At 67.1% G+C, this 13,911-nt stretch carries 8 protein-coding genes; 1 reads left to right on the plus strand and 7 read right to left on the minus strand.

Annotated elements, in window-relative coordinates; all coding sequences use genetic code 11:
• Positions 1-151: 151 nt before the first annotated feature.
• The 5 genes from ACTXG5_RS06780 to ACTXG5_RS06800 all read right to left on the minus strand — a co-directional run bounded on the left by ACTXG5_RS06780 (position 152) and on the right by ACTXG5_RS06800 (position 8,221).
• Positions 152-3,373: an arabinosyltransferase domain-containing protein gene (locus tag ACTXG5_RS06780; RefSeq protein ID WP_445162954.1), complete on the minus strand. Its 3,222-nt coding sequence runs from the start codon at positions 3,371-3,373 to the stop codon at positions 152-154.
• Positions 3,370-6,702 (minus strand): arabinosyltransferase domain-containing protein, encoded by a 3,333-nt coding sequence (locus tag ACTXG5_RS06785; RefSeq protein ID WP_445162955.1) that lies wholly within the window; start codon positions 6,700-6,702, stop codon positions 3,370-3,372. Before ACTXG5_RS06785 ends, ACTXG5_RS06780 begins: the two co-directional genes overlap by 4 nt.
• Before the next feature lie 78 nt (positions 6,703-6,780).
• Positions 6,781-7,407 carry a maleylpyruvate isomerase family mycothiol-dependent enzyme gene (locus ACTXG5_RS06790; RefSeq protein ID WP_445162956.1) on the minus strand — a complete coding sequence of 209 codons (627 nt, stop codon included), beginning with the start codon at positions 7,405-7,407 and terminating at the stop codon, positions 6,781-6,783.
• A complete protein-coding gene (locus ACTXG5_RS06795; RefSeq protein ID WP_445162957.1) occupies positions 7,404-7,892 on the minus strand; it encodes an SRPBCC family protein in 489 nt (162 codons plus the stop codon). Before ACTXG5_RS06795 ends, ACTXG5_RS06790 begins: the two co-directional genes overlap by 4 nt.
• Positions 7,889-8,221 carry an ArsR/SmtB family transcription factor gene (locus tag ACTXG5_RS06800; protein ID WP_445162958.1) on the minus strand — a complete coding sequence of 111 codons (333 nt, stop codon included), beginning with the start codon at positions 8,219-8,221 and terminating at the stop codon, positions 7,889-7,891. The genes ACTXG5_RS06795 and ACTXG5_RS06800 overlap by 4 nt, the downstream gene beginning before the upstream one ends.
• An 82-nt stretch (positions 8,222-8,303) precedes the next feature.
• Here ACTXG5_RS06800 and ACTXG5_RS06805 point away from each other — a divergent pair, with 82 nt between their 5' ends.
• Complete coding sequence (locus tag ACTXG5_RS06805; RefSeq protein ID WP_445162959.1) at positions 8,304-8,654, plus strand: hypothetical protein; 351 nt, start codon at positions 8,304-8,306, stop codon at positions 8,652-8,654.
• A gap of 3 nt (positions 8,655-8,657) precedes the next feature.
• Here ACTXG5_RS06805 and ACTXG5_RS06810 read toward each other — a convergent pair whose 3' ends face one another.
• Both ACTXG5_RS06810 and ACTXG5_RS06815 read right to left on the minus strand, forming a co-directional pair.
• A complete protein-coding gene (locus ACTXG5_RS06810; RefSeq protein WP_445162960.1) occupies positions 8,658-11,933 on the minus strand; it encodes an arabinosyltransferase domain-containing protein in 3,276 nt (1,091 codons plus the stop codon).
• A complete protein-coding gene (locus tag ACTXG5_RS06815; protein WP_445162961.1) occupies positions 11,933-13,909 on the minus strand; it encodes a galactan 5-O-arabinofuranosyltransferase in 1,977 nt (658 codons plus the stop codon). Before ACTXG5_RS06815 ends, ACTXG5_RS06810 begins: the two co-directional genes overlap by 1 nt.
• Positions 13,910-13,911: the final 2 nt, after the last annotated feature.

Here is a 13,911-nt window from a genome sequence, read left to right on the forward strand (position 1 = left end):
CGGAGTAGATATTGACCTTTCTTTGCCGGAATTAAACCGATTTTGCCAAGAATTACTCGAACGTAAATAAATGACGGTTATTCGACTGGTGACTAATTACGAGTGCACAAATAGGGAAACATCCGTTGCAATACAAGCGTTCTCGCGGCGATTAGGGCTTAATGCGGATTTGGCCGGGCGACCACCAGCCGGTGCGGGTCGCGGTGCCCAGGTCGAGTTGGGCGGGCTGGGCATCCGCGATCGTGTCGAACTGACGCAGCGATCCCCAGTCGCGGCCCCAGTCACGGGACAGGTAGGTCGACATCACGTGGGCCCGCAGCAACAGGTCGGTGATACCCAGCAGGCCGCCGTTGACGCCGTCCTGCCAGGTGTCAGTGTCCTGCTTCTTGGCGTTGTAGTCCGGGGTGATGCGGAACTTTGGAATCTCGGTAACGCCGTTGACGTGCAGCATCGGTTGCTGGCAGGGGAAGGCCAAACCGACCGCCCAGTCCATCAGCACCGGCTGCGTCGAGCCGACGTACTCCTGCAACGAGCGCAGCTCCGGTACCCGCGGCGGGGTCACTGCGATCCAGTCCTCCGGTGTCAGGGACAGGTCCTCGGCCACGACCCGCACCGCGACCGAGTCGGCGGGCATCTGGGAGCGCGCGAAGCGCAGGTTCCGCCACACCTTCGGCTGCTCCCCGTACAGGTCGTAGGGCAGTAGCGTTCCGGCCGGGACCAGGTCGCCATCGGGGCCGGGCCTGCCGTATTCCAGCACGACGTTCTGCCCGCTGGTGTGCCCGTGCAGCACGCTGTTGCCGGCGATCGTGCCCGCCGCGGTTACCACCACCAGGGGATGCCCGGCGTCGGGTTTGGGTAGCTGGTACCAAGCCGAGGTGAGTCTGCTTTGTTGTTGCGGACCGGTGACGTAGCTACCGGCAAGCGGAACCCGTTGCGGGTCAAGGCCATAGGGCAACGGTGCCGTCGACCCGTTGACACCCGGGGTCTTCAGCTTGGTCGGCCCGTACCAGTCGTAGTCGGTACCGGGCTGCGGCACCGACGTCTCCCGGACGGCCTCGGCCAGAGTGCGTTCCGGTACACCGTTGGGAGCGAATCCCGTTGGGTTGACACCGCCCAGTGGTCCCAACGGGCCGTAATTGTCGGGTAGGGCCGCCATGAAGCCGGCGTTGCTGTCCGGCTCGACGAGCACGTCGTCGGCCAGCCCGCAGCCTCCGCTGAACTCCCGCAGGTTGTCCCAGGCATTGGAGTACGTCGGGTACTGGCGAACGATGCCGGCCGCCATCGACGCCACGAACACCAACGCCATGAAGCCGGCCGCGAGAGGGATGGGTGCCGCCGTGAGCGCCCGCGCCAGCCGTCCTTCGCCGTGGTCTCTGGACGCCAAGTGCAGGTAGGCCGCGTACAACGCGGTGATCACGAACAACGCGAAAATCATTGCGCTGATGCTGATTCCGGACAGCCTCGGCATGACGTTGTTGAACGGGACGCCGTAACTCGAGACGTACCACCAGCCGTTGGTGGTGGCGAAGCACAGCGCCACAACGAACAGCACCGCAGCCAGGAACGCCATCCGGTTGCGCGACCAGCGCAGCACCTTCGGCGACACCAGCACTGTGGTCAGCGCGGCCATCGCCGCGCCGACCGCGGCGAACAGCCCGAAGTGGTGGACCCACTTGGTCGGGGTGAACATCAGGAAGAACATGGTGCCGAAAATGACGCCCATCAGTCGCCACGCCGGCCCGCGGGCCACTCCCGGAACTCGCTTGCGCCGCAACATGATGAAGAGCGCCGTGAATAGGCACAGCGCGGTGAGTAAAAAGCCGAACCGTCGGGACAGCGAACCGTCGACGGTGGGCAGGATCAGGTAGTAGTAGCGCAGGTTCTCGGTGTACCACGCCTGGCTGGGCCCGATCGCGGTGCGGATCCTGGTGGCTTCCAACACCGTTGACAGCGTCTGGTCGGCGAACACCACGGTAAGGATGACCGTGCCGGCGGCCAGTATCGGGGCCACCAGCGGCCAGGTGCCGACCACGCGATGCCGTCGCACCAGGATTCGCAGGATCGGACGGCCACCAGCGACCAGGGCGGCCACCGCGATCAGACCGGTGGGTTGCACGCCCAGGGTAAATGCCGCGGTGACCACAGCCAGCGCCGCCGGGGTCAGCCGAGACGCGCACATCGAACGCTCGATCAGCACGTAGGTGATCAGCGATCCGAGCGCGATGATGGGCTCGGGCCGCAGCCCGTTATCGAACGGCATCCACGCGGTCAGCAGGACCAAGCCCGCCGCCCAGTTCGCGGCCTTGCTCGACGTCACCGCGGGCCCCAACCGGGGCAGCACCTCACGCGACAGCAACAGCCAGCACACCACTCCGGCGATCAGGTCGGGCAGTCGCATCCACAGGCTGGCGTCGCTGACGTGGGTCATCAGCGCCAGCAAGTTGTAGTACCAACCGAACGGGTCCTCCGGGCTGCCGAACCAGCGGAAGTAGTTGGACATGTAGCCGGCGTGATCGGCCACCCGAGCCATGCCCAGGATGTAGCCATCGTCGGAGGAGTTCGCCCCGATCACATGCCACAGCACGAAGCCGAAGATCACCGTGGCGTCGGCAAGGGTGAACTTTTTCCACCGTGTCGGGATCAGCCGGTGCATCCGGCGGCCGTCCAGCTGGTCCAGCCGCCACAGCGCGACCAGCGAGACGATGGTGGCCAGGATGGCGCCGACCATCGCCAGCAGCTTCAATGTCGTTGGGGTGGTGGAGAACCGAGTGTCGATGGTCGCCGAGAACCGCAATCCAGGCGGCGCGGGACCGGTCAAGTCGGTGAACAAACCGACGATCTGGGGGCGCAGATTAGGGTCGGCGAAACCGCCGGACTGCGGCTTGCCCGCCGGGTCGGTCAGCCCGACAAAGGTGGCGAAAGTGCCCGCCCGCGTGGACGTTATCTCGATGCGCTGACACTGTGCGGACTCCGCCTGCTCGCGCGACACGCTGGCGATCACCACGTTGCGGTCGGTGACGTCGACGCGCTTGCCGTTGACGACGACGAACAACGCGTTGAGCGCCGCGTCCTTGCCCTTCTTCGGTGCGGTGCTCAGTACGACGCCGCCCTCGGCGGGCAGGTCGCGGACCACGGTGCATGGCACGCTGGCCGTCACGTCCACCGGGCTCAGTGAAATGAGCGGTGCCGTAACACTATTCAGTTGGCCGTTCTGCGGCCAGTTGAGCAGCGCGGTTGTCTGCACCACCGGCAAAAGCGGTGTCGCGACGGACAACACGAAGCCGATCAACCCGGCGATCGTGGCGACCCAGCGGGTGACCCGGACCTTGTCGCGGGTATGGGCGACCGCTTGTTCTTCGTGGATGACGCTCATGGCAGTGCCCGAATCGGCCCTTGCCGGCTCCAGCCGTACATGGTCTGCACGCCCTGTTCGATGACGGCGTTGGGCGCCTGATCACTGGGCACTAGCGGGAGGTACTGCTCGACCGAGCCCCAATCGCGATACCAGTCGCCGCGCAGGTAGGTCGCGACCGTCGACGTCCGCAGCAGCACCTGGGTGAACAGGAACGGGCCGCCGGTCTCGCCGGCCTCCCAACCGTTCGATGACGACGCCGTCTGTTTGTGATCGGGCAGGATGCGGTACCCCGGAAGTTCGGCCACGCCAAGGTGTTCGGAGAACGGCCGCTGGCACGGGAAGTTGGCCGCGGTCGCGATGTCCATCAGCACGGGTTTCTGTGATCCGATCATTTGCTGCAGAGTTTGTAGCACCGGGACCCGCGGCGGCGTGAACGCGAACCACTGATCCTCACTCAGGTTCGGGTCGTAAGCGACGATGCGTGCCACGTTGGCCTCCGGCGGCGCCCAGGTCAGTGGGAACCGCAGATTGCGCCACGCCGGCTCCGGCCCGTTGTCGATGGGCTGCACCTCCCCGAGTGGCTGGGTGGTTCCGTCGGGGCGAGAGATGCCCCACTGCAGTTTCAGCGACTGCCCGTAGGTGAAGGTGCCGTCCTCTTTGTACGACCAGATAGCGCCGGCGGCGGAGACCACCACTAGCGGCCGGTCGGGTGTGCGCGGCGGTAACTGATACCAGGACGAGGTGGTGGTGGCGGCCAGCGAATTCTCGCCGTAGCTGCCCATAATCGGGGTGCGGGCCGGGTCGAGGCCGAACGGTAGTGCCACAGTGGACCCGTTCACGCCGACCGGGCCTTTCCCGCCGGCCGTGCCTGCCGAGTCACTCATGGCGGCGTTGGGCTTGTTGGGCGACGCGTCGGAATTCACCACCCCCGGTTTGGTCACCACCGGGTAGGACCTCAAGTCATCACCCACGCCGTTGGGTTTGAAACCGACCGGGTTGACACCCCCGAGCGGCCCGTCCGGGCCGAAGGCCTGTCCCGGAACCGGTTGCAGCAGGCCGATATTCGGGTCAGGCTCGGTAAGTACGTCTTCGGCCATCGCGCAGCTGGTGGGCGACAGTCCGGACTCGATGGCCGCCAGGTTGGCCTTGGCGGTGGTGTAGAGCGGGTAGCGGAACGCCGCGCCCTTGGCCAGCGAGCCGACTTCGCCGAGGACCATGATCGTCGCGACGATCAATAGCGGGGTGGAAGCCAGGACGCGGTTGCGCCGGTTGTCCTTGACCTCGGTGTGCCCGGCGTAGTCCATACGGAAGTGCTGCCAGGCGGCCAGCAGTCCGGTCGCGATCGAGAGCGCCAGGAACATCGACGTGACCGGGTGGCTGGCGATGACGGGCTGGATGTCGAACCACGGCACCCCGTAGCTGCCGACGTAGAACCAGCCGTTGACGCCCGAGGTCGCCCACGCCAGCACGAACAGCAGCGCCGTCACATACAGCGTCAGGTTGCGGCGGTTGTGCAGACCGATGCGGGCGAGGGCGAAGGCGGTGACAGCGCCGAGCGCGCCGGCCAGGCCGGCGAACGCGCCGAACTGCACGGCCCACTTCGTCGGCGTGAACGTCAGCAGCAGCAGGCCCACCGCGGTGGTGCCGATCAGGCGCCAGGCCGGACCGCTGGCCAGCCCGGGCACCCGGCCGCGCCGCAGCAGCACCACCAGCATGCCGAACAGGCACAGCAGTAACACCAGCACTGCGAAGCGTCGCGCCATCGAGCCGTCGGGGTTGGACTCGACCGTGAGGAAGTAGTAGCGCAGCCAGTCCTGATACCAGGCGATCGTCGGCCCGACCTTGTATTTGATGCGGGCCGACTCGGCGATCGTCGCCAGCGTTTGGCTGCGGAACACCACCACGAGGATCAGCGACAGTGACGCCGCGAGCACCGCGAGCGGGGCCAGCAACCCGTCGGTCGCGCGGCGGCGCCGGATGACCGCAGCGATGGCCCGGGCCCCGGTCAGCAGCGCGGCGACGGCGATCAACCCCTGCGGCGCCAGCGTCGCGGTGAGCATCGCGACCACGATGGCCACCGCGGCAGGAGCCAGCCGCTGCAGTGCGATCGCGCGCTCCACCAGCATCCAGGTGGCGATCACGCCGAGGGCGATCAGTGGCTCAGGCCGCAGACCGTTGTTGAACGGCAGCCAGGCTGCCAAGAAAACCACGCCCCCGGTGAGCACGGCCACCGTGTTGGACCCCAGGCCGCCCTTGCCGGGCCCCAACCGGCGTAGTCCCCAGTGGCTGATGATCAGCCAGCAGGCGATCCCGGCCAGCGTGGCCGGTAGCCGCATCCACACGCCCGCCGTGCTGACCGAGGCCAATCTGGACAGCACCGATAGGTACCAGTCGAATGGCGCCTCGGTCGTCCCGAAGTACCGGTAGTAGTTGCCGACGTAGCCGGCTTTCGGCGCCACCCGCGCGATGGTCAGGTTGTAGCCGTCATCGGACGAGGTGGCACCGATCACGTGCCACACCAGCAGCGTCGCGATCACACCCACGTCGCTCAGCCAGGTCGCCCAGCCGATCCGCCACCAGTTGGCCCGCTGTTCGCGCGGTCGGTAGCGGGACAGCCAGGCGATCGGGGATCGCCAGTTGACCAGCGTGCCGCCGCGGTTATGCCGGTCCAGCACGGACAACGCGATGATGGCGACCAGGACCGCCAGCGCGCCCGCCGCCATCACCAGCTTCTTGAGGGCCGTTGGCGTCGTGATGAACCGGGTGTCGATGTCGACGCGGGCCGACAGTCCCGGTTGGGCGGGCACCTTGAGATCGGTGAAAATTCCGCCGACCTGGGGCTTCTTCTCGGCGGACAGGATGCCGGCGGCACCCGGTATGCCGACGAAGTCCGCGCCCGCGGCTCCGGCGTCAGCCCAGACGTGCAGCACGCTGCAGGCGCCCGCGGCGATGGCCGAGCGCTTCGCCACCGCGGCCACCGTGTCCCGGAACGCGACGACGACCACGTCTTTGTCGGCACGGACGAAGAGCCCGTTCTTGCCCGGGTCCACGCCGCCGGTCGGCAGGGTCGAGATCACTAACCCGCCGCTGGCCGGCAGGGTGGCTATCACCGGGCAGGGAACGGAGATGTCGAGTGCCCGTGGGGCGCCGGATAGCAATGGTGCGGTGACCTGGGCGACGTGCCCGTCGGGACCTCCTGTGGTGCCCTGCGGCCATGCGATGGCTGCGGTGGTCTGTTTGACCGGGAGCAACGGAACGGTGCCGCACAACACCAGACCCGCGATGCCGGCGACGACGGCGACCAACCGGAGGATCCGCTGCGATCGCTCACTACCGTCGTGGGGCACGGGGTTCGATGGTAAGCGACGCCGCTTTGTCGGGTGAGGACGCGGGGCCGCGCAACGGGCGACCGTTCGCCGGGAGGGTTATCGGGGCAGCCTTGCGGCGAACGTGGCGCAGCCTGGGCCGCTGAGGTCGGCGAGGGCCGAGCGGCGGCCGGCCATCGCCATCAGCAGCGCTTCTCCCGGGCCGGTGATCTCGGGTCCGTGGCCGTGCGCCCAGTCGATATCAGTGGCACGTAGTTGTAGACCCCTGATCCGGCGGCCGGCTCCCAGCCTGGGGTTCCCGGGCACCAGGCCGAGTACCCGCTCGAGGCGATCGGCCGGAATGTTGCGCGGTCGACCCAGCGAGCGGCGGATGTCCTGGTGATGGATCGTGCCGTCGACGAGTGCGATCATGCCGCCGAAACCCGCTGTCAATCCCTGTGGTTGGAGGTGGTTGCGCAGGAACGCCAACAGTTGTTGCGGGTTCAGCGTCGCGAATTCGTCGACACCTACCTGGTTGGCCCGGACGATCCAGCCTTTCGCGAAGCGCTTCAGCAGTCCCAGGGCGCCGAGCTCTTCGTAGCTAATAACGTGCGCGACAACGTCTTTGACGTCCCATTTGGAGCATAGGCTGGGCGCCGCCCAGTCCTTCGGCGTGAGGGTGGTCAGAAATTCTGCGAGGTTGGCCCGTTCGGCGTGAGCCATGCTCATCATGGATGCGGCGGTCATTGCCGCACTCCGGCGGTGAAGAGGCCGAGATAACGACCCAGATACAACGGCCATCCGGCGTCGCCGTCCACTCCGTCGGCAATCGACTGCCAGCCCGGGCCGTGCCGGTCAAGGTGGCGGTGTTCCAGGTCCACGCGGGTGCGGGTTTCGGACTCCGCAGTGAAGCGCACCTCGACCTCGCTGGTCCTGGACTGGTCGGGTTCGCGTTGCCAGGCCGGACTGATGTCCCAGGTGAAGACCAGCCGGCGAGGAGGCTGGTAAACCAACACACGCGCCCATTGGCACACGCTGCCGTCCACGCCACGGTCGTAAATATGGCCTCCCACATGGGTTTCGAACACCGTCTCGGCGATCGGGACCGCCAGCAGGTTGTGCTCGCGCGGCTTGAAATCACCGAACTGTTCGGTGAAGACCGCGAACGCGCGCTCAATCGTGGCGTTGACGACGACATGATGCCGAATGTCGGGGATCCGCGGCTGGGTCATGACGCATCTCCTTCGATCTCGGTGAACTTGGCCGCGTAGTTGGCCAGGGCTTGCGTCCAGAACCGGTCCAGCTCGGTGCGCAATACCTCGAGGCCGGTCGGATCGAGCTGATAGACGCGCCGGGTACCGGCCGCGCGGTCGCGCACCAGCCCCGCGCACTTGAGCACCTTGAGGTGCTGAGAAACGGCCGGCCTGCTGACCGGTAGCTCCCGGGCCAGTTCACCCACGGCCGCCGGGCCGTGCGCAAGGCGCTCCATGATGGCCCGCCGCGTTCGGTCCGCCAGGGCGACCCAGGCGTCACCGCTCCCAACGGGTTGGTAAGTCACCACGAACCGTAAGTCTACACTTACCGATACTCCTGTCAGGAGATTTTTGGGATCGGTAGCACCGCCGACCGTATGCACTGGCGACATGAACACCCCTCGCCGTATGAAGCGGATGCTCGTCGGGGCGTTGCTGTCGGGCGGCTTCGCCGTCGCCGGGTTAGGCCTGGCCACGGGAACCGGCCAGGCTCAGCCCGCCCCGATGGTGTGCCAGGACCCGAGCACGGGGCCAAGCCCCACCAACAGCTGCACCTATCAGTGGTGCCCGGGCTCACCGGTGCTCAAGAACATGCCGAATTGGGACCGAAATACCTGTCACCCTTGGTATTTCGACCAGAACAGCCCGCCGACGAACTCGGCCCTGATCGAAGGCTTTCCACCGCCGCGACCACCGTCGCCGCCGTGCATACCGTTCATCAATTGCTTACCGGGACTGTAGTAACTAGCCCCGGCGAAGCGGGGCCGGGTCCCACAAACCGCTGCGCGTCGCCGTCCCCAGCTGGAGACGGGCGGGCTGGGCGTTGGCGTAGTAGGGCGTCAGGCGTTGCAGCGAACCCCAATCGCGTGACCAGTCGTCCTTCAGATAGGTGGCCATCGTGGTTGCCTTCACCAGCAATTCGGTGACGCCCAGCGGGCCACCGCCGTTGTTGTCCATCACCGGCGAGTTGGCCTCGGCACCGAACCGGTCCGGCAGAATGCGCCATGTGGGTGTTTCGTCGACGCCGTTTTGGTGGCCGAACGGTCGCTGGCACGGGAACGCCAGACCCACCAGCCAGTCCAGGAACACCGGGTCTTGGGAGCCCACCACCTGCTGCAGCGTGCGCAGCTGTGGAATCCGCGGCGGCGTGACCGCGATCCAGTGCTGCGGCGCCAGATCTTCGTCGTTGGCGATCAAGCGGACCTGGGTGGCGGTGTCAGGAATCAAAGACAACGGCAGCCGCAAATTACGCCACGCCGGTGACGCGCCGACATCGAAGAGCTGGAACGAGCCGCCCGGGTGTCCGCTGGCCGCCTCGTCGTCGGTGGCCCATTGCACCTGCACCTCGCGGGGATCGAACCGGCCGGCCGCCGACACCACCAGCAGCGGCTCCGCCTTGTCGCGGGGCGGCAACCGGTACCAGCCCGACCGCAGGATGGCGGGCACCTGGATGCCGGACCGCCAGCTGCCCAGCACCGGGGTGTGACCCGGATCGAGGTTGTAGGGCAGCTGGGCGCGGGAGCCGTTGATTCCCGGCGCGGCGCTGGTGCCGCCTTCGGTGCCGGCCTCGCTGGTTGTCGTTCGTCCGTCTTCGTTGATGAAACTACGGTCGCCCGGACGCTCCATCACCGGGTCGGCGGAGATGTCGGCGGGAATCCCGTTGGGCGTGAAGGCTTCTGACAGGCCGGCGCCGAGGGCGTCGCCCACCGAGCCGGACACCGGCGCCAGCGTGCCGGTGTTGGGATCCTGCTCCACCATGACGTCCTCGGCCAGGCCACAGGACTTGCCGGTGAGTGCCTCCAGGTTGGACCGGCCCACCGACCAGGCCGGGTACTGTCCGGTCATCGCCAGGGTCAGCGACACCACTTCGAACGTCACCAGCGCCCACGCCGCAATTGCCAACGGGGACTGAATGATTCCGGTCATCCGTGCCCCAGTGCGGGTTTTGGGAGGACCACTGACTGGCCCGTCGGGGGACATGAAGTGGAACCACGCCGACAGCAGCAACACCAGCACGGTCAGCCCAAGCAGCGCCGTGGCAAACGCGTAGTGCCATTGTGGGAATGAATTCGACCATGGGACACCGAAGTTGGATACATACCACCAGCCGTTGACGCTGGCGAACGACAACGCCACCAAGAACAGCACCGTCGCGGCGAACACCGTGCGGTTGCGGCGTGAGCGCATGGCCACACTCGTCACCGCGACGGCGGCCAACGCCCCCAGCGAGCCTGCCAGCCCGGCGAACACCCCGAAGTGATGTGTCCATTTGGTCGGAGTGAACATCATCGCGAGGAACGAGATGATCGTAATGCCGAGAATGCGCCGGCTCGGTCCGGCGGCGGTGCCCGGAATTCTGCCCTTGCGCAACGACATTGCCACCGTGATGCCCAGCGCGAGAAGCAACGCCAGCACCGCGAAGCGCCGGGCGACGGATCCGTCGGGGCTGGCCATGAACAGTCGCTCGTAGCGGATGTGTTCGTCGAACCAGCTGAGGCTGGGCCCGAGCGCACGCTTGAGTGCGGTCGCCTGCATTTCGCCGGCCAGGGTCTGGTCGCGGAAGATCAGGATCACCGTGACGGTGGCCGCGGCCACAATGGGCGCCAGCAGTGGCAGCGCACCGAACTGTCTGGATCTGCGATGCATGATGGTCCGCAGCGGCCCGATCGCGACCAGCAGGGCGCCGATGGACGCGATACCGGTCGGCCCGGAGAACAGGGTTAGCGCGCCGATGATGCAGGCGGCCGCCACCGGCAGCAGCCGGTTAGTGGCCACCGCCCGCTCCACCGAGCACCAGGTGAGCAGGATGCCGAGGGCGATGATCGGCTCGGGGCGCAGCCCGTTGTCGAGTGGCAACCAGGTCGCCAGGAACAGCCCCGCGGCCGTCCACGCTGCCGCACGATTGATCTTCACGGCGTGGCCCAGCCGGGGGATGACTTCGCGGCTGATCGCCCACCAACAGGTCAGTGCCATGGCCAGGGTGGGTAGCCGCATCCAGACGCTGCTGGTGCTGACGTGTGCCCACAGTGCGAGCAGGTCGTAGTACCAGCCGAAAGGCGCCTCGGGGGTGCCCAGCCAGCGGTAGTAGTTGGCCATGTACCCGGCGTGCTCGGACACCCGGGCCATAGTCAGGATGTAGCCGTCGTCGGAGGTATTGGCCCCGACGAAGTGCCACCACACCAGGACGGCGATGACGAGCGCATCGAGAGCGCCGATCGACCACCACCGCGATGGCAGGAAGCGGCGGTGCCGGGTGCCGTCGGCGGTGTCGAGGACATGCAGCGCGATTAGTGCGATGACGGTCAGCACCACGCCCAGGATCATTGCGGCCATTTTCAGCGGCGTGGGGCTGCTGCTGTAGCGGGTATCGACGGTCGCCGAGAAGCTCAGACCCGGGGGTGCCGGTCCGGTCAGGTCGGTGAACACGCCCACGATCTGCGGCCGGAAGTCGTAGCCGCTCTTCTCCCCGCGCAACGGCGAGCCGGGATGCTCGGCGTTGGGTCCCTGCGTCAGCCCGACGAATTCGGCGGTGATCCGGTCGGCGTGCGCGGTAAAGGTCACGCGCTCACACGCCGGGCTCAGGACCTGGCTCAACGGGGCGGTGACTACCGGGACGTTGCGCACCACCAGCACTAATTCGTCGTTGGCGCGCAGGATCAGCAGCCCACGGTCGACGGCTTTCGGAGCCTGCTTGGGCACCGTCGACAGCAGCACCGTCTTGCTCGCGTTCTGCGGCCCGGCCAGCCCGGCGGCGGCCGAACACGGCACGCTCACGTTCAGCTCGGGGGCCACATATCCGATCAGCGGCGCCTCGACGCTGTCGAATGTGCCGTTCTGCGGCCAGTTGAGTTGGGCGGTGGTTTGGGTGACCGGCAGCACGGGCGTGACGATCGCCAGCAGGGCTCCGAGCAGCCCGGCGACGACGGCCACGACGCGAGCGATCCGGTAGCTTGCACCCGCGCCCTTCACGGACGTAGATGCTAGTTCTTCGGCCAAGTCACCTGAGGTGTCGGTCGCCATCAGCGGCTTGCCATCGGTTCTGCCACCGGCCTGCGGATGGCCAGCACGAACGGGCCGACGCTTTGCACGGCGAACCGCGGGTCGTCGAACAGCGCGGCCCGCAGCTCGACGGTGTAGCGACGAACGTTGGGCTGATTGGGGTAGACGTCCTTGGCCAACCGCAGCGTGTAGTTGTTGTTCGCGCCATGGCGCATCAGGAACACCGTCGGCGCCGGCCAGGGCGACGTGTCCAGCGCCTGGAGGAATTCACCGGGGGATTTGAGTCCGGACCACTTCTTGATCTGTGCGGCCCGCAAGTCGAACTGCGCCAGCGGGTTGGCGTAGTGCGACGTCAATCCCTGAAAGCCCCAATACGGGTAGTAGGACAGGAAGCTGTAGTCGGCGGTCATGACCACCGTTTGATCCCGCGGCTTTCCGGTGACCGCCAAGATGGCGGCGTCGATGGCGGGATAGAACTTCTCGGAGCCCGCCGGTCGCAGGTCGCCGCGCTGGCCGTGGCCGTCGGTGTCGGTATACGCGATGGTGAGATCCGGCCGCAGCACGTCGGGAATGTCCTGGCTGAAGGCGATGGCGGCGACCACCCCGATCGCACCGGCCACCGGAACGACGGCGCGGCTGCGCTGTCGCAGCGCGACGGCGGCCTCCAGGAAGCCGAAGACCCCGGCGGCCACCAGCAGCACGCTCAACGTCGGCTGCAGCCGAAACGACAGCAGGGTGGTGCGTGCCAGCGTGGTCAGCATCGACAGCAGCGACCACAGGTAGACGGCCAGCACGCCGATGGTCAGGGCGCCGGCGCGGACGGACGAACGGGTGCGCACGATCAGCCACAGGGTGCCGATCATGCAGATCGCTCCCAGCAGCGAGAACTGCAGCATCGGGAAGGTCAGCTCGGCGCCGTCGGCCGGCAGGTAGTGGAAGGCACTGCCGCTATCGCTGACCGGGCCGTGGATCGCGCGCAGCAGGAACGGCAGCCAAGTGGTGGCCCCGATGGCTGCGGCGATGACGGCGATCACGGCCACCCGGCGCAACGGGTCCAGCGCGGCCTTGAGCCCGGCCCGTCGCCAGCGTGACACCACCAGCAGCAGCGCCATCAGCGCCATCGTGAATGCGGTGTACCCGAAGAGCAGCGAGTACCAGGTGGCGGCGAAGCCCAGGAATAACCCGGCGCCGGTCACCGCGGCCCAGCCTGCGCGTCGTGATGTGTGCTCCTCGCCGAGTGTGAAGTTAGCTTCACGTTGGGGCTCGAGTGTGAAGCTAGCTTCACGTTCGGACCCTCCGGAACGCTCGCCGGCGCGCAACCCCGACCACGTCAGCACCAGCATCGGCGGCAGCAGCACGGTGATCATCGCCGCGTAGGGCTCCGGCGAGCTGTAGGCCAGCGTGACGGCCGCGGTCGCGGTCGTCACGATCAGCGCGTACTCGAACCGGATCATCCGCCACCACAGCACCAGCGCGACGGCGACCGCGATCGTGATCGAGGTGATCGCCCACGGCTTGTACATCTCCCACGCGGGCATCCCGGTCAGGGCCGCGGCCCGCCCGCCGATCCAGAACCATCCCGGCGGATAGAAGGACGGCAGTCCGAGGTAAGTCATGTCGTGCAGGGCGGGGCTGTCGGTGAGCCGGGTCAGGTATTCGGTGCGGAACTGCTGGTCCACGGAGATACCGAACAGGTACAGCTTGGTCGCTCCCAGCGGCATGCCCAGTGTCACGACGGTGAACGCCGACACGAGCACCACCCCGCCCAGCTGGGCCGGCAACCGCCACCGGCCGCCGCGCCGCCACAGCCAGCCGACGCCGAGAAGCCCGACCAGGCAACCGACCTGGCCGACCGTGGTCAGCGCGTGTAGCTGGTTCGACGACGGAAAGGCCGGCCACTGGACCCGTGCGATGGCGATCAGGGATACCACCGAGACGATGACAGCCACTACGGCCGCCGCGAACATCTGGCCGAGGCTGGCCAGCGCGTTACGCATGA

This window comes from Mycobacterium sp. Dal123C01 (assembly GCF_052566995.1).